Here is a 20,530-nt window from a genome sequence, read left to right on the forward strand (position 1 = left end):
CAGACGATGATACCCTTCGGTTCATTCCGCAGAATTTGTCAAGATTTATCATTTCCGATGATAATCCAAATCCTGAAAGTCGTAGCTAAAATCTGTCTCAGGGGAAATCGCTTTCATTTTAAAACCCGTTACTTTTCCATTCTCATCTTCAAAAAAGCTCACATAAGCATCGGCATTCATGGATCGGTTAGTCCATCTAACAATACAAGTATTACCCTTGTAAGCAAATAACTCTCCGTTGAGCCCTTAACCACGGTAAATGGCTGGAATGGGAAGGCCGTCTCAGGGTATGCCCAACCTTTAAGATAAAATGATCCCTCATGGCAATCGCTGAGTCGCTTATAACCGGATTAATATATTTGAAAACACCGGATTTTACATATTCAGGGCCTCTTAGAGTTCCCTTGATAAAGGCTGGCCGTTCATCTGAGATCACCGTTTGAGCAGCAAGTTTTTGGCCGGTAAATACGAGTAGCAGGAATAACACGACTTATCGAACGACATTCCAAATATTAAATTCATTATTATTATTATCTGTTTCGTTTATACTTTAAATTAATAACCCAGTATATCTGCTTGCGCAAAGGATTTTGATTAAATGACAATGAATATTTTACGAACGCTGTGATTAGCCGGATTAGCAGTGGCCGTCCCTTACCCGAAGCCGCCGTCCTGCGGATCGGGCGGGCGATACCATTGCGCAAGATTGATGATGCTTCTGACATTATTCCCGTTATGGTCTGATAGTCCCATATAATAATTCAGACGGTTGAAGGCAGCCAAGTGCATCCGATCGAAACAGGCATATCTGATTTTTCAACGTTCTAAGTTACGACCAATTAAAGTCGATCAGTATGACGTTTGTTTATGTATAGCACAAATGTGGCATAGCGTTACTTCGTTGGTCATATTTAAGTAAGAACGAAACATTCCAGATCGATGTTTGGATTCAATAGCCTCAACGTCACGCTGATTATCGTCGAAATTATTAACAGTATAAGTGAAATCGTATTTTGTTTAAAAAACCTGTCATGAGTTCGCTACCGGATAAATAGAGATTTCGATAGCGCAGATTGCTGAATACACAGGGCCATCATACTGTGATGTCAATTTTATTAACCAGAGAGCAAGACAGTGTAAATTACATTTGTCCTATCAATATATCAATTCGTGATAGTGGCTCTGACCCGGGTTAAATAGTTTTGATCCGTTATTTTCACCGTCCGGGTTTGAATAAAGTTTGTCTGAATTGTGCACCGATGAAATAAAATCATGGAGGCATCTTAATAGATAAAATATTTTTTGACTTGCGGATAAATAGCTTAACAGTTAGGATATGTTTAGGAAAAAGATCAAGTTCAGCGTTTTTGCAATTATAACTTTTTTTAACCCGGCTTTTAGTCAGACAACGCGTTCTAACCTTTTGTGGACGCTACCACAATATATTACTGTTAAATCAAACACAAAGCAATTTACCATTGCAGACGGAGGAAAAGCGGCAACCATTTATGTAGATCCGGAGGACTGGAAAGGTGTGATTCGCGCAGCGGGTGATTTGGGCGATGACGTAAGAAAAGTAACTGGAAACGCGGCCCAGGTTCTGGAAAGTAATACTATTAGCAAGAATGCCATCCTTGTAGGCACCATTGGTAAAAGCCATATCATAGATCAGCTTATTGCTGAGAAAAAAATTGATGTAAGCAAGATCAAAGGGAAATGGGAATCCTTTATCATACAAACGGTGGGAGATGATCTTGTTGTTGCAGGAAGCGATAAGCGAGGCACAATTTACGGCATTTATGACATCTCTGAAAAGATAGGGGTTTCTCCGTGGTACTGGTGGACAGATGCACCTGTAAAAAAAAGCAAGAATTTGTACGTTAAAAGCGGTACATACGTTCAGAACTCGCCAAAGGTAAAATATCGCGGCATATTTATTAATGATGAAAGCCCCTCATTTTCTGGCTGGGCACATGCTAAGTTTGGAGGAATCAACTCTAAAGCTTATGTCCATATATTTGAACTGCTATTACGTTTAAAGGCAAATTACCTTTGGCCCGCCATGTGGGGTAATGCCTTTAATGAGGATGACCCGATGAGCCCCGTTCTTGCCAATGAATATGGCATTGTAATGGGGACATCACATCATGAGCCCATGATGCGCGCCCAAAAAGAGTATACTAATCGAAAAAAAGAAGTAGGTCCCTGGGATTATGTCGCCAATGCAGACAATTTGAAGAAATTCTGGACAGACGGATTGGAACGTAATAAAGCCTATGACAACTTAATTACCATCGGAATGCGCGGGGACGGCGATGTAGCTATGGGCAAAGGAGATGATGCCGAAAATATAAATACGCTAAAAAAGGTGATTGCAGATCAGCGTACTATCATCAAAAATGTATACCATAAAGATCCGTCTGAAGTACCACAACTATGGGCCATTTTCACCGAGGTACAGCGTTATTATGATGCTGGATTGAATGTCCCTGACGATGTTACACTTTTATTTTGTGATAACAATTGGGGCTACATACGTCGCACAGGGCCAGCAAAGGAACTCAAGCGCAAAGGAGGCCTTGGTATGTATTATCACATTGATATGAATGGCGGTCCTTGGAATGATCGTTGGATCAACACGACTACTATTCCCAAGTTACGTGAACAACTTAATTTGGCATATCAAACCGGTATTGACCGGATTTGGATTGTGAATGTAGGTGATCTGAAACCGAAGGAGATGCCGATTGACTTTATCATGCGGTATGCCTGGAACCCTACTACACTATCAGCTAATCAAACCTTCAATTATTTAACAGATTGGGCTACGGGGATTTTTGGGCAAGAACATGCCAGAGAAATTGCAGATATCGTATCCAACTATTCCAAGTACAATCTAATGCGTAAACCAGAAGTGGAAGCCCCCCGAATCTTTAGCTTCGTAAATTATAATGAGGCAGACAGGGTACTCAAACAGTGGAGGGATCTGGTTGCAAAAGCTGAGTCGCTTGAAAAAAAGATGCCAGCTGATGCTAAAGATGCTTATTATCAATTGGTTCTTTATCCCGCCAGAGCATCAGCGGGAGTTGCCGGGATTTATATAGCTGCCGGGCGCAATAATTTATTTGCCAAACAAGGAAGAACAAGCGCTAACGACTACGCCAAGCAAGCTAATGATTTATTTGAACTTGACCAACGGTTAAGTAATCGTTATAACGATTCTATCGCTGGCGGAAAATGGCAGAATATGATGATCGATGTGCATATTGGTTACAAACAATGGTCCATGCCGCGTCAAAACACTTTACCTTCTTTATCCCTAGTTACGCCATTAACAGAACCTACTTTGGGCGTAGCTGTAGAAGGCAGTACAGATGCCTGGCCTGGCGCAATAACTAAAGCCGAGTTGCCACAATTTGATATGCTTGATAAACAGTCTTATTATATTGATATATTCAACCGGGGGATGGGTATTGTTCAGTATACTGCCAAAACTGATAAACCCTGGATAAAAGTAAGTTCGTTTGAAGGAGTTGTAGCAAAGGAGCAACGTATTTCGGTAACTATTGACTGGAAGACCGCACCGGAAGGCGCTGCAAATGGGATTATTGAAATTGCTCAGGGCGATACAAAAGTCCCGATACTTGTGAATATTCTTAAAAAGGCAGGTCCTGTTACCAAGCAAGCATATTATGGCGGCTTTTCGGGAGAGTTCTCTATTCCGGCAGGAAAGTACAATGCCAAAATTGCAGGAAAAGGCGCAAAGTGGATATTACTGCCCGGCCTTGGCCGGACTGAAGCCTGCATGGGAATTTACCCTGTTACTGCTCCAAGCGCGACACCGGATAAAGCTCCGCGATTAGAGTATAACATATTCCTGCCCCGGAGAGGTGGTACCAGGGTTTGCCTGGGTGTATTACCCTCGCAGGATGTAAACCCCGCCCGGGGTTTAAGAATTGGTGTCGCTATTGACGGTGGAAAACCTGTTATATTAGATGCCCGTAAAGGCTATGTTGACACCTTTAACGAATACACCCCGGCTAATCTTTCGCATTCTCTTGTGTTAAAGGCTCTACCTCCTTTGGGGCCGGATTATGCGCTGGTTTCACGCAGACAACCCAGGCGGAATGAGATTTTTGACAACCTGCGTTGGCTGGACGTAGACGTAAATGTGAAAAAACCGGGTATGCACACCCTCAAGGTATACATGGTAGATCCTGAGATTGTTTTGGAACGAATAGTTATTAATCCAGATAATAGGTATCCAAGCTATTTCGGTGCGCCGGACATTCAGCACAAGGCGGCGAGTGGTGTAACATCTGAACCTTAGTTAAGCCTTGTTTGAATGCGTCTAAATAAGGCAAATTTGGCGAAATCCTGAATCATCATTTGAGGGATGTTGCGGTCTTTAGCAATGATTTGGCTTCAACAAATCCTTCAATTTTGGTAATCGTTTTCCCGTCTTCATCGATAAACAACAATGTAGGGTAACTATTAACATCGTAGCGTTCAGCAAACTTTTCACCGTCTCCTTTTTCTACATCAATAGAAAGGTTCACAAAATGTGAATTAAAGTAGGCAGACAATGTCTTATCCTGGAAGGTCGTCTTTTTAAGCTGTTGGCATGGCGCACACCATACCGCGTAGGCATCTACAAAAACTGGCTTATGCTGCCGTTTCGCCTCCGATAGCGCAGCGTCGAGATTTCCGCCTTTAAAGCTAACGCCGCTTTTTTTATTAGGCTGCTGCGCGTAACTATGTCCGCTCAGCAGTAGTATCAAGGCGCAAATAAGCCCTGGATGTTTTTTATTAAAAATCATTATAAAGTTACCTAATAGGATTTTCATTTTTCAATGCCGTGGCTACAGCTTCCAAAAGCGTTGGACTAATGCGCCGCTTATAGTCAGGATTGATGTATTCAAATTGAATAATGCCGCCTTTGTCTAAAATAAAAACGGATGGTACAGGCAATAATTTATCTACATCCTTGCCTGCCGAGCCTTCAGCGATTGTCTTATCGTAAGCGGCCGGTGCTTTAAATGCGATGCCGAACTGCTTGGATGCCGCAAGGTCAGCGTCGGAAAGCAAAGTATAAGATAACTGGTGTTTGTCAATGCTCTTGTTCAAATTTTCAGGGCTATCGGTGCTTATGGCAATGATTTGATAGCCCATTTTTACCAACTGCGCCTGGATGCCTTGTAAGCCTGCTAATTCCTTATTGCAGAACGGGCACCAGCCTCCACGATAGAAAATTAAAATGGTTGACTTGTCCGCAACATGTGCATTCAGATCAAAGGGCTTGCCGTTGGCATCCGGAATGTTCACCAAAGGGATTTTTTCGCCGATTAGAAGCGGACTGATATCCGTTGATTGCTTCGGGTATTGCTGCATGGCTGTCGTATCGCGCACATTTGATGATATGGCAGCAGCATTAAAAGCTGTAAAACCTAACAATACCGTGGTAAAGATGGTTAAATAAAAAAAATTGCGGTTGACCTGTGGTTTCATTTAGATTGAATTAATAGGATTAAAAATTGCCAGCAGAGCTTTCTCTGCAGGCGAATGACATTACATTTTGGTCGTGTCTTTTTTCACTTTCGACATCTTGCCCGATTTTTTGCTCATTTTCTGATGGCTCATTTTGGACATTTTCATGGTGTCTTTTTTCATTGGAGCCATTTTATCCTGCGCATTCACGCTTAATGTTAAACAGATTGCGGCAACTGCCATTACCGAAAGAGCTTTTAATTTTAATGCTTTCATTTTGTTTTTAGTTTAGTTTTTCCTGTTAGTAGGAATACTATGCGATACCTTACAATATTTCTGATAAAAATTTCAAATGTTCATTGTAAGGATCTTGTCGTAATTACGACTAACCATTGCATTAAGTGGCATACACGCGGCTTAATTTGTCAACTTACATTATTAAATAACAAACATCCACCATGGTAAAATTTTCATTATTGGTCAGGCTTGAAGCAAAAGCAGGAAAAGAACAAGAATTAAGTGATTTCCTTAAAAGCGCATTGCCATTAGCTCAACAGGAAACCGGAACGGTTACCTGGTATGCCCTTCAAATAGGGCCTTCAACTTTCGGTATTTTTGATTCGTTCGAAACGGAAGCAGCGCGCGACGCACACTTAAACGGACCGATTGCTGCAGCGTTAATGGCTAAAGCTCCAGAATTGCTGTCTGCCAGCCCTGTCATTGAGAAGGTCGATATACTAACTGCGAAGTAAAACAAGAAGTGCGGCCAAGGCCGCACTTCTTTATCTAATTTACGTATTAAATCACCGGAGCAGGTGGAAAATCAACTGGCAAGCCAGTAACACCTATTATAAAACAATGTAAGGCTGCCTGACAGGCAGCCCGTAATTAGATTATTTAAGGGTTACTTTGATAATACCGGTAACTGGCGGCAGTGTGGTAAATGCATTTGGATTTGGAACCGCAGCAATTGGTTGACTCTCCTTTAATGGCATTCCAGCAAGATTGAACTGGGTTAAGCCGGCACCGGGAAATTGATTGATAGCCGTCCCATCATCAAATAATTTAATGGTACCTGATATGTCACCCTTTTGAGTAGCATCTACACCATTATCGGCAGAAGCAAAGAACCAGTCGTTTGAAAAGCCGTACATGGTGGCAATGGCCAAACGGTCTCCTGCGGCAACGTTAAGCTGCTGTGATACGACGCCTCCTTGCTTACCGGCTATACTTGGCAGTAACACCTTGGTATTCGGCGCAGGTAAAACATAAACTGCCTTAACTCCTTTAACTGTTTTTAAATAAGCCGCCAGCGTATCTGCATTACCCTTCTGGGCCAATGTCGTAAGCCCTTTACCAGCATCGATTGTGCCCGCTTTATATATTGGGTTGTCGATTCCGTTATAAACTACTACGAGGATTGGAGACAGCGGGGTGAAAATGCCTGTAATTGATTTAACGTATGCGCTTAGCGCCATGTTATCACCGGCTTCGGCGATGTTCGTTAAACCATTCACTGTCGGCTGACCGGATGTGTAAAGCGGCTTTGGAGCTTGCAGCGTTCCACCAACGATGTAAGAAACGCTCCATACGCCCGGGCTTAGCGGTGTCTCGTTGGCCGTACCTCCGGAGGTGTTTTGCAGCGTCAATGCAAAGGTCGAATTACCATTGTACTTCAGTGTTGCTTTAACCAGCTTAGATGCAGCGAGGTAGGTATTTCCCTGTGCATCTGCGCCGGTTACTTCAGAGATATTTTTTGTTTCCGCGACGCCGGGGTGAGTCACTCCTGCACCTGGTTTTTGATTAACTCTGGTTCCGTTGTCCCAAAGCTTGACCTGTGCTGAAACGTCACCTTCAATCGGGTTGCCGTTGCTATCATAAACCTGGATACCTGGGTTGTCCGGGGCAAAGAAAAGGTCGTTTGAGGCGCCGTACATGGTGGCGAAAGACAAGGCCTCACCCTTTGCGGCTGAGAATGTGATTGTCGTCGACTGCCCTGGTTGAATTAATGCCGGTGTCCCTGTGCCCTGGAAAGTGCCCGATTCTACCAGCGGTTGGGACTGAAGCACGTTTTCGACAGTGATTGTGCTTTGTTGAGTTGTTACTGAGCCATTGTTGTTGTCTTTTTTGCAGGCTGTTAATGCTAATGGAGCAATTGCTGCCAGTAAAATTGATTTGGGGTTTTTAAGTAGATTCATATTATAAGATTTTCCAGGTTTGTCGCTCGGTCTGGAAATTTCTTACAATGCTTTTTCAAAAAAAAGCGAACGCTGACATTATCATGGCGCTTCGAATAAATGTCGAAAAGAATGAGGCCGTGTCATAAGTCAGCTTTAACGTGGCTTATTTATCAGCCAGGTTTTTAATTGCTATTTGATTATGATGATTATTAGGTAATGTTATTAACCCATTGTATGTTCTTTGTCATTTTGCCGTTTGCTTTCTCTGCGACCCCAGGCAGCCATTACATCCAACACTTCAGTCAATTCTTTTCCCGAATCACTGAGTTCATAACTCACTTCAGGGGGTATTACCTCCACAGCACGTCTAATCACAATTTCATCTGTCTGTAGTTGTTTTAATTGCTGAATTAATACCTTCTCGCTAATGTCAGGCATGCTTTTCCTTAACTCATAGTAACGTAGCGGGCCGCCTCTTAACTCTTTTATAATGATTAATTTCCAATGGCCCGCAATCTTATTCACGGCATAGGTAAGCGGACAGGTAATCTTCCTTTTGGCCTTGTTATGTTGACGTGTCGAGGTTTCTTTTACTTTAGTCATACGGGCATACCTTGGGGTAAGTTCTTGTGCAACGTTAGCTGCAAATATAGATTTGCTGCCAAATAAAATCATATTATCATGAAAATCATAATTACAGGATCATTAGGAAATATCGGCCGGTCACTAACCGGGCGGCTTGTAAAAGCCGGGCATAACGTAACGGTTATAAGCAGCAATGAAAATAAAAAAGAAGTAATCCAAACATAGGCGCAAATGCGGCTATAGGTTCGATAATGGATGAAGCATTTTTAGCAGCAACTTTTAAAGGCGCTGATGTGGTGTATACCATGATACCCGATAACCTTCAGGTATCAAATTATACAGACTACATAACGCAAATTGCCCAAACATACGCAAATGCACTTGCAGCTGCCGGCGTATCACAACTTGTTAATTTAAGTAGTAATGGTGCTCACCTGAAAGAAGGTGCCGGACCGATTTCATCCATGTTCTATGACGAGGCTATTTTTAATAACATGGACGGTTTAGTAGTAAAGCATCTCCGCCCCGCCTCATTTTACATCAATTATTATAACAGTATACCCCTGATCAGGAATACAGGAATGATGGGCTCTAATTATCCGGGCACTACAAAGTTGCTATTAACACACCCGCTGGATATTGCTGACGCGGCATTTGAAGAAATTACGGGCCCCTTTTCCAGTAATAAAATTCGTTTCGTTGCCAGCGACGAAAAAACCGGAACAGAAGTTGCCCGCATTTTAGGAAATGCCATTGGCAAACCAGATTTGAAATGGGTTGAATTTACCAATGAGCAATTTATTGGCGGCTTGCTGCAGAGCGGGCATCTTTCGAAGCATGCGGCGGAAGGTTTAGCAGAAATGGGAATAGCCTTAGGAAACGGGAGGATTACAGAAGAGTTTTATAAGAATAAACCAGTTTTAAGCAAAAGAAAATTTGAAGAGTTTGCCATAGAATTTGCAAAAGTATATCATCAGGCGTAACCTAAATTAGGTTCATACTTTTTGGTAATCACTTACTTATGCGGTATAAATTAACACACAAAAAACAGCTCAAACTAAACGAGGTTGTCTCAAAGTGAGGCGGCCGCGTTACTCTTACGAAAATTTGGAGTATCTTAAAGACATAAGCGAAAAAGTTGTCTTAAAGAAATATTACCCTGATCAGTTAGCTTATCTCAATCACTTGAAATAAAAAAGCCGCCTCGTAATTCACTTATGAGACGGCTTTTTTATTAAATTATTGATCTCGTTTCGCAATCAATCGGTTGGCTAACAACGCGTCTAATGAATAACGTCCCGCTCCGAGTAAAATTAAAGCCAGTAAGCCAGCTATGTAAACTAAATTTATTTCATATCCCGGCGGTCCGAATACCGGACCTTGAGGAGTCAGGCCAATAGTCTTCACGGCACTGAAGCCATAATGGATATGAATCGTGAACATAGCTACCAGCATGGTCCCAATAAGAGGCAATGCCATTATACTGGTAAAAAGGCCGGCCATAATCATTATGCCGCCGAAGACCTCCGTGAGCGTAGATATCCATGCCACCAGCTCCGGGGCAGGTACATGCAGTTGGGTGAGCAAATGGGAAAAAGCTTCAGGACCACGCATGAGCTTTGCCCATCCATGGGCTAAGAATCCGAATCCGATAATAAGGCGCAAAAGCAAAGGCGCAAATTGCTGGTAATTTTTACCAGTTATAGAAAAAATATTGTTGTTCATTGCATTTGATTTTAAGTTGTTTGAGATTTGCCGACAACAGCATATCCATTATCAGTTGTTTATACCAATGACAACATATCATCAGATTAGAAACGTACAATTAAGAGTGTACAGCGGCACTGTCTGCGGGCGACGATCAACAGCGTTGAGCGAAGTATCCCGGCATTTCAAAAATAAGATTGCCGCGATGAATAAATAAACGGAAACGACACAACACGGTAAAGGCGGATGCCAGCTATTTGAACGTTGTGCGTTTGTTATAACATTTAAGGCAGTCGTTTTGCAATCATCCTGGGCGTTTAGCAGGTGCGCACCACTTGTTTTGGGTACTGAATTTATGGAATGAGCAATCACTGCAAACAGCGTATTCCGCAATGGGCAGAAACTCAGGCTTAAAAACATTGCGATCAACGCTATGCCCATAAACTTGTTTTTCCCGTAAATGAGTCTTTTACTTCTTGCCATTTCCTTATAAATTTTTATTTCGAAACGAACACATTCACCAAGAGCATAGTCCCCAGCAGTAACAGAACAATATAACTGTATCTAAAAAACTGGCTTCCCTGCATTTTAGAGTTAATGTAACGACCGATAAGAATGGCAGGTACAAGCACTGGTAAGGCGAACAAAAAATAGCACATTAACTCCCGGGTGATTAAATTACTGTACCAATAGCCCAACACGCCCGCCAAACTTGCAGCAAGAAAATAGGCCTGCAGAGTTGCCCGGAAATGCTGCGCGGTCCACCCACGTTTCGCACCATAAATAACCAGCGGAGGGCCGTTTATACCATAAGCGCCGCCTAAAATACCAGACAGTAGCCCGCATCCAAACAGCCAACGACCATCATCTTGCTTTAGTGCTTTAAGTCTGGTGCCAGTCAACAAATAAATAGAAAATGCGATGATCACCGTTCCCAAAATACATTTCACCCAGGCTTCACTCACATGGGTTAACAACCATAAGCCGAGGGGTATGCCGATTATCGCATATACGATCAGCCAGCCCGCACTTTTAAAATGTATTTTTTTCCGGTCCTGAACAACTACGAAGCCTGCGATCGTAACAGATATAAATACCGACAGCGGAACGGCAACCTCAAGCGGCATAAATAAGGCGAGCAGTGGTACCGCTATGATAGATTCGCCAAACCCAAAGGCGGAACGGAATATCGTAGCAAAAAAAATGATGATGTCTATTTTTATAACGGTCGCATTGATCAAACCCACTATTTTCCGACTTTAGTTTATTACAAATTAAATATTCATTTTTTACAAATTAAGCATCGACAACGATCCCCTAATAATAGTTTATAAAGCTTATGGTATTTTTGACGGATAGCTTTACTAATCCTTACAAAAATTTTGAAATAAATTAGAATTGACATTTTTTAGCTTAAATAATTATTGTTCGTAAGGGTATCGCTTGTCTTTCGACTAAAATCCATAAGGATTTAAGCTATTACATTGATCATTTACTTAAGCAGATTTCTACGCATGGAAGAATACTCATTTAAGATACACATATCGGAAAGTAACCTTATTGATTTAAAATATCGTTTAACACATGTTAAGTGGCCGACGGATGTTGATAATGTCGACTGGAAATATGGCGTAAATAGAAAGTATCTTGAAAGCTTAGTTAGTTACTGGGCGAATGATTATGATTGGCGTCTGGCAGAACAGCGCATCAATTCATACCCGCAATATCGTATTCCCGTCAATGGCGTGCCGGTTCATTTTATTTATCAACGGGGAGTTGGTAAAAACTGTAAAGCGTTGATCCTAACCCACGGATGGCCCTGGTCATTTTGGGACATGCATAAGATAATCGGGCCGCTGACTAACCCAAAAGCTTTTGGCGGTGATGAGAAAGACGCGTTCGATGTGATTGTACCATCGGTGCCAGGGTATGGATTTTCGACCCCGACGCCAGCCGGCATTAACTTCTGGAAGACAGCAGATTTATGGCATACGTTAATGACCGAAACATTAGGTTATCAGAAATATGCAGCAAGTGGCGGCGACTGGGGAGCGTTAATTACTTCTCAGCTTGGCCATAAATATGCAGATAGTTTGTACGGCATACATTTAATGCATACCATGGAGCTGGATCAATTCAATAAGGAAAGGCCGTGGGATGTATTTGCAGGCCATAAAACTGCCGAGACGACACCTGTCCACATCAGGCAGCAGAGCCTGGAAAGGATGAAGATCTTTGTGAGCCATTATGCAGTACATATGCTTGACCCTCAAACGCTGGCCTATGGCTTGCAGGATTCACCTGTAGGATTGCTTGCCTGGTTGCTTGAACGCTGGAAGAGTTGGGCGCAAACTGGAAATGGAAATATTGAAACTGTGTTTCCCAAAGAACATATGATTACGAACACAATGCTCTATTGGATAACCGGGACGGTAGCATCTTCGATGCGTTTCTACGCGGACAGCGCAAAGTATCCCTGGCAGCCGGCTCATGGTCGTACGCCAATTATAGAGGCTCCGGTCGGTATTACCTTTCTGGGTGGTGAAAACCCGGCAGGTGTTACGACAGACCAGCGCGTGAGTGCGTTCAAGAAAGGCCCAAAATATCAGCTATACAATGTCCATTATTTGAATGCTCATGAAAAAGGCGGTCATTTTGGCTATTATGAAAACACCGAAGCAGTCGTTCATGATCTCAGGGCAACTTTCCGCGATTTAACTTTTTAAATACAAGGGTATGTAAAAAGACAATGATGGCGGGAGCAAATCAACGGCACCAGGAGAATGGAAAAACTGCACGTCGAAAGCTGTCACCTGCGACTGTAAGTACACCGCTTGTGCCCTGTGAAAGCGCAATGATGACCCGGAGCTTCCACTTGCCGCCGATCGCATACAAGGAGTCGCCAACGGCCTGTAACTTTTCGGCGCAGCCGAGTTCCCGTACCCTGATTTCTTCTTTTTTTGACATACTGCTTACCTTAAGGTTAGTAGTTACCTTTTGTAAACTACTGGATTTTGGTAAGTAAAGGTAGCTATCTTTGACCGAAATTAAAATTTAGCAGCCATGATGATTGTGGTAGCCATTTCCGGCTTGTTAGCCCTCACTGCATCCATTTTATTCTGGTATTGGGCTTATGCACCTACGCCAAAAGTGCCTAGCTTATCGGCAAAACTATCCCGTGAAGCATTGACGGTCGGCGCCGAAAAACGTACCTGTTGGAAATACGCTCCCGGCGCTCTGGGAAAACAAAAGGTGCCGCTGGTCATTGTTTTGCACGGCTCTGGTATCAATGGGGTCAAAATACGGGCCTGGACCGGTTATGCGTTTGACCAACTGGCGGATCAATATGGTTTCGCGGTGGCTTATCCGGATGGTTATCAGCGCAGCTGGAACGATATCCGTAAGAACGCGCCCTTTCCCGCAAAGCAGAAAAATATCGATGACGCCGGTTTTATCCGGTCGCTCATTGAAAGTTTCCAGGTCTCCCACAACATAGCCCTGCAGCAGGTCTATGTGTTCGGCTACTCCAATGGCGGTATGATGGCGCTCCGGCTGGCGGCATCGGTACCTGGCTTGCTGGCCGGCATTGCTATCGTGGGTGCCAACCTGCCGACACCCGATAACCGCACAGACGATATTCAGGCACCCATGCCCCGGGTGATGATGATCCATGGCACCAAAGATCCAATTATTCCATATGACGGCGGCCGGGTCAGGTTCTTTGGCAAGGATCTTGGCAATGTCCTCAGCGCATCAGCTACTGCCGAAGCAATTGCCGAAACCCACGCAGGGCCGAAGACCATACAGATTGAACGCCTGCCCCACTTAGATCCACATGATCCGACAAGTGTTGAACGCAAGACCTGGTCACAGGGCGAACAAAAGGTCGTTGAATTATACGGTTTATGGGGGCGGCCATGTCGTCCCACAAACGACAGCCAAATTCCCAAGACTGATGGGAAAAGTGAACAGAGATTTCAGCGCCGCCCGTAAAGCCATCGCATTCTGGGGATTGGACCAACGATAGTTGACAGAACGGTCAGTTAAAAGATTGCCGGAATTCCATCGGTGATAAATCCGTTTTCTTTTTAAAAAGCGTGCTGAAGGATTGCGCATGCTCAAAGCCCAGCGCATAAGCGATCTCGCTGACGGACAGACTGGTCGTAGACAGTTTTTCTTTGGCCTTCGCGATCAGTTTTTCATGGATATGTTGCTGCGTATTCCGCCCGGTATGGACCCGAAGCAGGTCGCTCAGGTAGTTCGGCGACAGATTCATTTGCGTAGCCAGATATTGCACGGTAAGCAAACCAGCTACCTCTCCCATAAAATATTCGTCCACGATCTTTTCGAATTTGACCAGCAAGTCGGAATTGTTGTACTTACGTGTTATGAACTGTCTTTCATAAAAGCGTTTGGAATAATTAAGCAGTAGTTCAATTTGGGTTAAGATGATCTCCTGTGTATGCCGGTCGATATGCCGGCATTCCTGATCGATCTTATGGAGAATAACGATCAGGTCATTTTCTTCCTGGGCTGAAAGGTGCAGCGCCTCATTCACCGCGTAATCAAAAAATCCGTAGTGGTGAATGTTGCCCGTCAGCGCATGATGTAACAGGAAGTCCGGATGAAAGATCAGGAGATAGCCGGACCCGCATTCCATATTTTGCAGGTCCAGTTGTTGCACCTGGTTAGGTGCAGTAAAACTTAAAACGCCTTTATCGTAATCATAATGCTGCTGCCCATACCTGATCTTACCTTTGGCTTCGCGTTTGAGCGCCATGCAATAAAAGCGATTCACAAAACCTTTCCATACCTCGTCCTCCAGGAAAACACTTTCCGCCAGGTTGATCACACTCACCAGCGGGTGACGGGGCCCGGGTAAGGACAGCAAGCGATGAAACTCGGATATGGAATTGATGGCATTCATAAACAAATTTAATCATTTAATCCCATCCCAAACTCATCATAAGGTGCACCGGTATCCGTACCTAAAGGCACTATGCTTTCCAGTTGTGACAGATCGGCGTCTGTTAAGGCAATCGTAGTCGCCGCCAAGTTTTGTTCCAGGTATGTCCTCCGTTTCGTTCCCGGGATCGGCACGATCCCCTTGTTCATGATCCAGGCCAAAGCCAGTTGTGAGGAAGTGACGTCCTTTGCTGCCGCCATAGCTTCAATGGCCTTGACCAGTTCAATGTTTTTGGCGAAGTGTTCCCCCTGGAAACGCGGCATGCCCCGGCGGAAATCATTATCCGGCAGGTCGGCCTCACTTTTGATCTGACCTGACAAAAAGCCCCGGCCCAGCGGCGAGTAAGCGACAAATCCTATACCCAGTTCCGTTAAGGTAGCCAAAACCCCGCGTTCTTCCACCGTCCGCTCAAACAAGGAATATTCGCTTTGTACAGCAGTAAGGGGATGAACCGCGTTTGCCCGCTTAACGGTCTCAGAAGAGACTTCCGACAGACCGATATAACCTACCTTACCTTCCTTAACCAGTTCTGCCATGGCTCCAACCGTTTCTTCTATCGGCGTGCTTTTATCCAAACGGTGCATATAATAAAGATCTATGTAATCGGTATTAAGATTTTTGAGCGATCGTTCTATCGATTTCTTTACATAGTCTTTTTTACCATTGATGGCCCAGGTTACTTTTTTGTTATCATCGATCTCCCAGCCAAACTTCGTGGCCAGGATAAACTGATCACGTTTGCCGCTAATAGCTCTGGCAATCAACTGCTCATTTTTCAGCGGCCCGTACAGATCGGCCGTGTCCAAAAAAATTACCACCCAGCTCCAGCGAACGATGGATCGTCGCGACGGCTTCCTGCTCATCGGCAGGGCCGTACATATGCCCTTCTTCAAAACCGGTCATACCCATACAGCCCAATCCGATCACCGGCACCACCAATCCCTGGCTGCCCAGTGCTATTTGTTTCAATTCCATGACGCAAAATTCGATAAACTCAAACAGGCCAATGTATGCAAACCCCTGAGGCTTGTAAGCAAATCAAGGAATATTTTTCGCCTGAGCTTCATGATTGGTTTGCGATGATCTTACGATGCGATGTGCCGGCTGTTAAAGCAGGCTGGGCGGAAAACCGTACCGTCTTATAGTTTCCTTATAGCAGGTCCATATCCCGCGCCACGTAATAGCTGGGCACCAGCGGACGGAAGCCGGTCCGGCTGCGCAGCTTGGAACTGTCCAGGACGCCTTCGAAGGGGTCGCTGAGTGGGCCGGGCTCAGTATCGAACGTTTCCGCTGCCTTTCCGACCGAGTCGGCCAGTTCGTACAGGCTGATCGGGGCGTCATCTGCGATATTGAAGATCTCGCCGTTTAGTCCGTCGTGCTGAAGCAGGATCAGCAGCGCCTGGGCCACATCCAGGTGGTGAACCATATGCATGCGGTACCCGGGATGGCGTTTCCACTGCTTGAGGACCGGCATGATCTCTTCGATATGCGGGTCGCGGTCGCCATAGACAAAGCCCAGGCGTAAGATCCTTACATCGTGATGGAGAATTAATAATTCCTGTTCGGCGGCGATCTTGCTGGCCGCATAGGCCCGCGGATCATTGATATCCACCGGATCGGTCTCTTTGGCCGGATGGCCGTATCCGGCATGGTAAACATTGCTGGTGCTCGTAAAGACAAAGCGCTTCACGCCGGCGGCCACCGCCGCCCGGGCTAAAGCGACGGTACCCGAATGATTGGTTTTGACAATGCCTTCGTTATCGGTAAAAGTCCGGAATAAGGCCGCCAGATGGATGACCACATCCATACCCGCTACGGCTGCAGGCAAGGTGTCCGGGTCAAAAAGATCGCCGGCGACTGCCCGGGTACCGGGTATTACCTGAGCGGCATCGCGTACTAAAATGGTGACATCATACCCCTTTGCTAAAAGGCGTGGCACCAAACGGCTGCCAACTTTTCCTGTAGCTCCTGTAACTAATATTTTCATGGCACAAAGTTGACCGGAAAGACGCACGTCCACAATCGATAATCAAACCAAAAACTATGAATTTCAAACCTTCCGGAAGGTATTGGGCGTGGTGCCGATCAAGCGCTTGAAATAATTATTAAAATAGGCGGGGTATTCAAAACCCAGCGCATAGGCAATGTCGGCTACGCTCCAGTCGGTATACTGCAAAAGCGCCCTGGCTTCGGCAGCTATGCGCGCGGCGATATGAACTGAGGTCGGTTTACCGGTGACCGATTTGACCGCCCGGTTCAGGTAATTGACATGCAGGGAAAGCCTGTTTGCAAATTGCTGTGGATTGCGCAACCGCAGCGGCTCATTCGGCCGTTCGATCGGGAACTGTCTTTCCAGGAGGTCCAGGAACAAATGCGTCACCCTCCCCGCGCCGTTTTGAAAAGCCGCGGCCTGTTTCGGCGGCTGGATGCGCAACGCTTCATGCAAGACCACGGAAATGCAGTTGCGGATCAGGTCACTTTTATAAGGATAGTCTTCCTGGTACACCGACAGCATTTCGCGGAAAATGCCGTCCATAAAAGCGGCCTGTGCGCTGTCGAGCGGGATCACGGGGTTGTCGCCGGCACGGAACAGCGGCGAATCGTGCAGTTCGCGGCTGTTCATAAAAGCTTCGGTGAACAGGCAGGCATAGCCGCTGGTCCGGTTCACTCGGCTGACCACCGAATGCGGCACTTTGGGGTTCACAAAGAAGAGCACGGTGCCCTTGAGCTCCAGCAGTTTCCCGCCATATTGGACGGTCATGTCGCCGTTGACCAGGCCCATTTTATAAAAGTCGCGGCGGCCTCGGCGAAGCGGGAGTTCCTGCGAGGCCTGCAGGGCATGTACCCGGAAGCCTTTCAGCCGCAAGTCTGCCATATTCACGCCCGGAATTTCCTCTGTCATCCGGCAAAGTTAACAAAATCAAACCTTGAAATGTAATGTGACAACTGGAATTGGTATAACGCCATGATTTCGGCTAAAAAGGCATCATGTCAAGATTTTATTTACAAAGTTTACATTTTTATTTACAATCCAAATTCGCCGCGCCGAAAAATGTCGACTTAGATTCGCTGAATCAATTTCAAAAGACATGAAAAATAAAAGCAATGTTTGGTACAGCCTGGCGATGGTACTGGCTGTCATGATGTATGTTCCGGTACAAGCCGGGCAAAAAAATGGTGCGCAACGCGCTGACTTTTCAGGCGAATGGCGCGCCAAAACATCGATAGCGATGGGTGGCAATATCGTTTGCTGTTTTGACCCAGGTGACCGCCTGCTCGCGCAAACGATGAAAATAGCACCGCAGGCAGGCGGGCTGACCGTAGCGGTGTCCAGCGGGTTTCCGGGTACAGCACCGGTGGCCGGCCTGGAAAAAATGTCCTTCGACGGTAAAGCCAGCGAAATTGCTCATGGCCGGGGAAGAGGAAAAAAGTTTACCGTCAAGTGGTCAGCTGATGGACGAACGCTGACGGTGAACTCGACGGTGCGCCTGATCATCGATCAAAAGCAAACAGAAGTATACGTTACAGAGGTTTGGAACCTGAGTCCCAATGGTAAGTCGATTACCGTGCAGGCAAATGCCCGGTCAGGCCTATACAGTAAAGCGCGCGCCTGGAAAACCGTATTCGAAAAGGTCGGTTAGCACAACAACCTACCGCAATCCCCCTGCAATGATATGGAATGACAGGCAAGCCGAAAGCAGGCTGGCGGCAATGAAAGCGGTTTACACAGATGACATCGTGTTTTACGAGTCAATCATTGAGCTGATCGCCAAACTGCAGGAGCAATGGCCCCTTGAATTTAGGTTTGAGCTGACACGTCCCGTATATCCGGCCAACCACCCCTGGCTACAGGAATGGATATTGCGGCAACAGCAAATGGTAAGATCAGATCACTGCATCTTTTTCCCGATATTGCTGAAAACCAATCTGAGTAGAACTCCGGCCCCTCCACAGAATTGGTCATGGTATTCGAAAAGAGCCTGGCGAGGCAGCAAATTGGCCGACGGAGTTGGTTGTTGCAGCAGCAAACTTTCTTTTGTCTGAAGTTGTAAATATCATATGGTGACTTTTGGCTACAATGTTGCGAATTTTGAACACATTCTGTCACTCGTGATCCGGCAACTTTGCTGTATAAAATTACAGCAATATGGATTTACAACATAGTACGGTACTGATCACCGGAGGCAGCAGCGGTATCGGTTTAGAGATGGTCAGACAGCTCACTCAAATTGGGGCGAACATCATTATCACGGGTCGGGATCCGGATAAACTTAAAGAGACCAAAAAGCAATTTCCAGCGATCCATATATTTCAGAATGATGTCAGCAATTCGCAAAATATAGCCGAGTTATATGCTGATGCCACCCGGCAATTTCCCGAACTAAATATCCTGATCAATAACGCCGGTGAAATGCGGTTGCTTGACCTGCAGGATACCAGCAATAGTTTAGAGAACATGACCCGTGAGATCGATATCAATCTTTCCGGGACGATACAGATGGTTCACCAGTTCCTGCCGCATTTGATAAAACAGCATTCAGCAGCCATCGTCAATGTTTCCTCCGGAATTGCTTTCATGCCTTTTTCGGTTGCACCGGTTTACAGCGCTTCCAAAGCAGGTGTACGGGCTTACACGCAGGCTTTACGCTTACAGCTTAAAGGCACGAACGTTAAAGTCTTTGAAATGATCCCTCCGGGCATAAAAACCAACCTGCAAAAAGATTGGGTGATCTCAACGGATACGAAATCATCCATGACGATGGAGGTGGACAAGATGGTGGAAGTTACGATCAAAGGCATTCAACAGGATAGGCCGGAACTTAAGCCATTTCTGATCACGGTGATCAAGTGGCTAAGCAGGATCACCCCAGGCACCCTGATCAATTTCGGCCATCAACAATTCGAAAAATTCAAGCAACTAAATGTTCAATCAAACCGATCAGCAAAATGAAGAGAACAATTTTAGCGGTCATCCTGCTGTTCGCAGCGATAACATCATTCGCCCAAAAGCTTCCGGCCGACCAGATACTGGGCACCTGGCAATGCAGCGATTATAGGATGGAGGTTTATAGATCCGGGAATACTTATTCCGCAAAGCTGCTCTGGTCAAAAGATATGTTCGAGGCTGACGGCAAAACATCAAAGAAAGATAGTAAGAATCCTGATGTAAAACTTAGGGACAGGCCGGTACAAGGGCTTACCCACATCACAGCGCTGGTATTCAAGGACAGCGGGTATGCAGATGGTAAGTTGTATAGCGTACAAGATGGTAATACGTATAGTCTGAAAGGCAAATTGAACGGCATCAATGACCTGGAAACACGCGGCTATAAAGGCGTGCCAATGTTGGGTAAAACCTTTAAGTGGAAACGGGTTCAATAGTTCATTATAAATTAACAAACATGAAAGACATGCAAAAAGACGAATTGTCGAGGTTCTGGTTCATGGTTTCCAATGCCGTACCTCCGGTAGGTGTATTCCTATACTTTAAACACAGAAAAAACCATCCAAAAAAAGCCAACAGGGCATTGACCAGTGCGATGATCGGCGTGCCTATGGCACTGGTGATGAGCTATATTATCAATACACACCTATTAAAATGATC

At 45.2% G+C, this 20,530-nt stretch carries 24 protein-coding genes; 11 read left to right on the top strand and 13 right to left on the bottom strand.

The window, feature by feature from the left end; translation table 11 throughout:
- Positions 1–1,336 precede the first annotated feature (1,336 nt).
- Positions 1,337–4,330 (top strand): glycosyl hydrolase 115 family protein, encoded by a 2,994-nt coding sequence (locus ABID99_RS17120; RefSeq protein ID WP_373614487.1) that lies wholly within the window; start codon positions 1,337–1,339, stop codon positions 4,328–4,330.
- A 55-nt stretch (positions 4,331–4,385) separates the two neighbouring features.
- Here ABID99_RS17120 and ABID99_RS17125 read toward each other — a convergent pair whose 3' ends face one another.
- From ABID99_RS17125 to ABID99_RS17135, 3 genes are read right to left on the bottom strand one after another with little or no spacing between them, the layout of a single operon-like run.
- Positions 4,386–4,847 (bottom strand): thioredoxin family protein, encoded by a 462-nt coding sequence (locus tag ABID99_RS17125; RefSeq protein ID WP_373614488.1) that lies wholly within the window; start codon positions 4,845–4,847, stop codon positions 4,386–4,388.
- Positions 4,828–5,508 (bottom strand): peroxiredoxin-like family protein, encoded by a 681-nt coding sequence (locus ABID99_RS17130; RefSeq protein ID WP_373614489.1) that lies wholly within the window; start codon positions 5,506–5,508, stop codon positions 4,828–4,830. Before ABID99_RS17130 ends, ABID99_RS17125 begins: the two co-directional genes overlap by 20 nt.
- A gap of 60 nt (positions 5,509–5,568) precedes the next feature.
- Entirely contained in the window at positions 5,569–5,763 is a 195-nt protein-coding gene (locus tag ABID99_RS17135) for a hypothetical protein (RefSeq protein WP_373614490.1), read from the bottom strand.
- 182 nt (positions 5,764–5,945) lie between these two features.
- Between ABID99_RS17135 and ABID99_RS17140 the strand changes: the two genes are divergently transcribed.
- Entirely contained in the window at positions 5,946–6,239 is a 294-nt protein-coding gene (locus tag ABID99_RS17140) for a putative quinol monooxygenase (protein WP_373614491.1), read from the top strand.
- 141 nt (positions 6,240–6,380) lie between these two features.
- On the opposite strand, the gene ABID99_RS17145 is transcribed toward ABID99_RS17140, so the two are convergent.
- Together ABID99_RS17145 and ABID99_RS17150 are read right to left on the bottom strand one after the other, a co-directional pair.
- A complete protein-coding gene (locus ABID99_RS17145; protein ID WP_373614492.1) occupies positions 6,381–7,685 on the bottom strand; it encodes a spondin domain-containing protein in 1,305 nt (434 codons plus the stop codon).
- Positions 7,686–7,889: 204 nt separating this feature from the next.
- The gene (locus tag ABID99_RS17150; RefSeq protein WP_373614493.1) at positions 7,890–8,342 is read right to left on the bottom strand and encodes a winged helix-turn-helix transcriptional regulator; all 453 of its coding nucleotides are present in this window, start codon (positions 8,340–8,342) and stop codon (positions 7,890–7,892) included.
- A 6-nt stretch (positions 8,343–8,348) separates the two neighbouring features.
- Between ABID99_RS17150 and ABID99_RS17155 the strand changes: the two genes are divergently transcribed.
- Together ABID99_RS17155 and ABID99_RS17160 are read left to right on the top strand one after the other, a co-directional pair.
- Positions 8,349–8,477, top strand: a complete 129-nt coding sequence (locus ABID99_RS17155; RefSeq protein ID WP_373614494.1) for an NAD(P)-binding domain-containing protein — start codon at positions 8,349–8,351, stop codon at positions 8,475–8,477.
- A gap of 26 nt (positions 8,478–8,503) precedes the next feature.
- Positions 8,504–9,235, top strand: coding sequence for an NAD-dependent dehydratase (locus ABID99_RS17160; RefSeq protein ID WP_373614495.1), 732 nt, complete (start codon positions 8,504–8,506; stop codon positions 9,233–9,235).
- Positions 9,236–9,491: 256 nt separating this feature from the next.
- Here the strand turns inward: ABID99_RS17160 and ABID99_RS17165 are convergent, their stop codons facing one another.
- Both ABID99_RS17165 and ABID99_RS17170 read right to left on the bottom strand, forming a co-directional pair.
- Positions 9,492–9,977 (bottom strand): DoxX family protein, encoded by a 486-nt coding sequence (locus ABID99_RS17165; protein WP_373614496.1) that lies wholly within the window; start codon positions 9,975–9,977, stop codon positions 9,492–9,494.
- 479 nt (positions 9,978–10,456) lie between these two features.
- Positions 10,457–11,200, bottom strand: coding sequence for a sulfite exporter TauE/SafE family protein (locus ABID99_RS17170; RefSeq protein WP_218117298.1), 744 nt, complete (start codon positions 11,198–11,200; stop codon positions 10,457–10,459).
- 273 nt (positions 11,201–11,473) lie between these two features.
- On the opposite strand from ABID99_RS17170, the gene ABID99_RS17175 reads away from it, so the two are divergent.
- Complete coding sequence (locus tag ABID99_RS17175) at positions 11,474–12,685, top strand: epoxide hydrolase family protein (RefSeq protein ID WP_373614499.1); 1,212 nt, start codon at positions 11,474–11,476, stop codon at positions 12,683–12,685.
- 40 nt (positions 12,686–12,725) lie between these two features.
- On the opposite strand, the gene ABID99_RS17180 is transcribed toward ABID99_RS17175, so the two are convergent.
- Positions 12,726–12,926, bottom strand: coding sequence for a hypothetical protein (locus ABID99_RS17180; RefSeq protein ID WP_373614500.1), 201 nt, complete (start codon positions 12,924–12,926; stop codon positions 12,726–12,728).
- 96 nt (positions 12,927–13,022) lie between these two features.
- Here ABID99_RS17180 and ABID99_RS17185 point away from each other — a divergent pair, with 96 nt between their 5' ends.
- Positions 13,023–13,952 (top strand): PHB depolymerase family esterase, encoded by a 930-nt coding sequence (locus ABID99_RS17185; protein ID WP_373614501.1) that lies wholly within the window; start codon positions 13,023–13,025, stop codon positions 13,950–13,952.
- 46 nt (positions 13,953–13,998) lie between these two features.
- On the opposite strand, the gene ABID99_RS17190 is transcribed toward ABID99_RS17185, so the two are convergent.
- The 5 genes from ABID99_RS17190 to ABID99_RS17210 all read right to left on the bottom strand — a co-directional run bounded on the left by ABID99_RS17190 (position 13,999) and on the right by ABID99_RS17210 (position 17,827).
- On the bottom strand, positions 13,999–14,886 hold the full coding sequence (locus ABID99_RS17190; RefSeq protein ID WP_373614502.1) for a helix-turn-helix domain-containing protein: 888 nt from the start codon (positions 14,884–14,886) through the stop codon (positions 13,999–14,001).
- Between the two features lie 8 nt (positions 14,887–14,894).
- Positions 14,895–15,731: an aldo/keto reductase gene (locus tag ABID99_RS17195; RefSeq protein ID WP_373614503.1), complete on the bottom strand. Its 837-nt coding sequence runs from the start codon at positions 15,729–15,731 to the stop codon at positions 14,895–14,897.
- Positions 15,694–15,894 carry a hypothetical protein gene (locus ABID99_RS17200; RefSeq protein WP_373614504.1) on the bottom strand — a complete coding sequence of 67 codons (201 nt, stop codon included), beginning with the start codon at positions 15,892–15,894 and terminating at the stop codon, positions 15,694–15,696. Before ABID99_RS17200 ends, ABID99_RS17195 begins: the two co-directional genes overlap by 38 nt.
- A 181-nt stretch (positions 15,895–16,075) precedes the next feature.
- Positions 16,076–16,912: an NAD-dependent epimerase/dehydratase family protein gene (locus ABID99_RS17205; protein ID WP_373614505.1), complete on the bottom strand. Its 837-nt coding sequence runs from the start codon at positions 16,910–16,912 to the stop codon at positions 16,076–16,078.
- Between the two features lie 63 nt (positions 16,913–16,975).
- The gene (locus ABID99_RS17210; RefSeq protein ID WP_373614506.1) at positions 16,976–17,827 is read right to left on the bottom strand and encodes a helix-turn-helix domain-containing protein; all 852 of its coding nucleotides are present in this window, start codon (positions 17,825–17,827) and stop codon (positions 16,976–16,978) included.
- A 187-nt stretch (positions 17,828–18,014) separates the two neighbouring features.
- On the opposite strand from ABID99_RS17210, the gene ABID99_RS17215 reads away from it, so the two are divergent.
- The 5 genes from ABID99_RS17215 (at position 18,015) to ABID99_RS17235 (ending at position 20,528) form a co-directional block, all read left to right on the top strand.
- Positions 18,015–18,566 carry a hypothetical protein gene (locus tag ABID99_RS17215; protein WP_373614507.1) on the top strand — a complete coding sequence of 184 codons (552 nt, stop codon included), beginning with the start codon at positions 18,015–18,017 and terminating at the stop codon, positions 18,564–18,566.
- Positions 18,567–18,594: 28 nt separating this feature from the next.
- Positions 18,595–18,969 carry a hypothetical protein gene (locus tag ABID99_RS17220; RefSeq protein WP_373614508.1) on the top strand — a complete coding sequence of 125 codons (375 nt, stop codon included), beginning with the start codon at positions 18,595–18,597 and terminating at the stop codon, positions 18,967–18,969.
- A 103-nt stretch (positions 18,970–19,072) separates the two neighbouring features.
- Positions 19,073–19,876: an SDR family oxidoreductase gene (locus tag ABID99_RS17225; protein ID WP_373614509.1), complete on the top strand. Its 804-nt coding sequence runs from the start codon at positions 19,073–19,075 to the stop codon at positions 19,874–19,876.
- Positions 19,873–20,307, top strand: coding sequence for a DUF2147 domain-containing protein (locus ABID99_RS17230; RefSeq protein ID WP_373614510.1), 435 nt, complete (start codon positions 19,873–19,875; stop codon positions 20,305–20,307). The genes ABID99_RS17225 and ABID99_RS17230 overlap by 4 nt, the downstream gene beginning before the upstream one ends.
- A gap of 20 nt (positions 20,308–20,327) precedes the next feature.
- Positions 20,328–20,528, top strand: a complete 201-nt coding sequence (locus tag ABID99_RS17235) for a hypothetical protein (RefSeq protein WP_373614511.1) — start codon at positions 20,328–20,330, stop codon at positions 20,526–20,528.
- Positions 20,529–20,530: the final 2 nt, after the last annotated feature.

The organism is Mucilaginibacter sp. OAE612, assembly GCF_041806395.1.
GTDB lineage: Bacteria > Bacteroidota > Bacteroidia > Sphingobacteriales > Sphingobacteriaceae > Mucilaginibacter > Mucilaginibacter rubeus.

Excerpts from the sequence above, each read along its gene's own strand:
- ABID99_RS17180 (WP_373614500.1), bottom strand. The coding sequence starts at position 12,926 with ATGTCAAAAAAAGAAGAAATCAGGGTACGGGAACTCGGCTGCGCCGAA.
- ABID99_RS17220 (WP_373614508.1), top strand. The coding sequence starts at position 18,595 with ATGATATGGAATGACAGGCAAGCCGAAAGCAGGCTGGCGGCAATGAAA.
- ABID99_RS17190 (WP_373614502.1), bottom strand. The coding sequence starts at position 14,886 with ATGAATGCCATCAATTCCATATCCGAGTTTCATCGCTTGCTGTCCTTA.
- ABID99_RS17120 (WP_373614487.1), top strand. The coding sequence starts at position 1,337 with ATGTTTAGGAAAAAGATCAAGTTCAGCGTTTTTGCAATTATAACTTTT.
- ABID99_RS17210 (WP_373614506.1), bottom strand. The coding sequence starts at position 17,827 with ATGACAGAGGAAATTCCGGGCGTGAATATGGCAGACTTGCGGCTGAAA.
- ABID99_RS17230 (WP_373614510.1), top strand. The coding sequence starts at position 19,873 with ATGAAGAGAACAATTTTAGCGGTCATCCTGCTGTTCGCAGCGATAACA.
- ABID99_RS17235 (WP_373614511.1), top strand. The coding sequence starts at position 20,328 with ATGAAAGACATGCAAAAAGACGAATTGTCGAGGTTCTGGTTCATGGTT.
- ABID99_RS17140 (WP_373614491.1), top strand. The coding sequence starts at position 5,946 with ATGGTAAAATTTTCATTATTGGTCAGGCTTGAAGCAAAAGCAGGAAAA.
- ABID99_RS17145 (WP_373614492.1), bottom strand. The coding sequence starts at position 7,685 with ATGAATCTACTTAAAAACCCCAAATCAATTTTACTGGCAGCAATTGCT.
- ABID99_RS17160 (WP_373614495.1), top strand. The coding sequence starts at position 8,504 with ATGGATGAAGCATTTTTAGCAGCAACTTTTAAAGGCGCTGATGTGGTG.
- ABID99_RS17165 (WP_373614496.1), bottom strand. The coding sequence starts at position 9,977 with ATGAACAACAATATTTTTTCTATAACTGGTAAAAATTACCAGCAATTT.
- ABID99_RS17205 (WP_373614505.1), bottom strand. The coding sequence starts at position 16,912 with ATGAAAATATTAGTTACAGGAGCTACAGGAAAAGTTGGCAGCCGTTTG.
- ABID99_RS17185 (WP_373614501.1), top strand. The coding sequence starts at position 13,023 with ATGATGATTGTGGTAGCCATTTCCGGCTTGTTAGCCCTCACTGCATCC.
- ABID99_RS17135 (WP_373614490.1), bottom strand. The coding sequence starts at position 5,763 with ATGAAAGCATTAAAATTAAAAGCTCTTTCGGTAATGGCAGTTGCCGCA.
- ABID99_RS17125 (WP_373614488.1), bottom strand. The coding sequence starts at position 4,847 with ATGAAAATCCTATTAGGTAACTTTATAATGATTTTTAATAAAAAACAT.
- ABID99_RS17215 (WP_373614507.1), top strand. The coding sequence starts at position 18,015 with ATGAAAAATAAAAGCAATGTTTGGTACAGCCTGGCGATGGTACTGGCT.
- ABID99_RS17155 (WP_373614494.1), top strand. The coding sequence starts at position 8,349 with ATGAAAATCATAATTACAGGATCATTAGGAAATATCGGCCGGTCACTA.
- ABID99_RS17130 (WP_373614489.1), bottom strand. The coding sequence starts at position 5,508 with ATGAAACCACAGGTCAACCGCAATTTTTTTTATTTAACCATCTTTACC.
- ABID99_RS17225 (WP_373614509.1), top strand. The coding sequence starts at position 19,073 with ATGGATTTACAACATAGTACGGTACTGATCACCGGAGGCAGCAGCGGT.
- ABID99_RS17175 (WP_373614499.1), top strand. The coding sequence starts at position 11,474 with ATGGAAGAATACTCATTTAAGATACACATATCGGAAAGTAACCTTATT.
- ABID99_RS17150 (WP_373614493.1), bottom strand. The coding sequence starts at position 8,342 with ATGATTTTATTTGGCAGCAAATCTATATTTGCAGCTAACGTTGCACAA.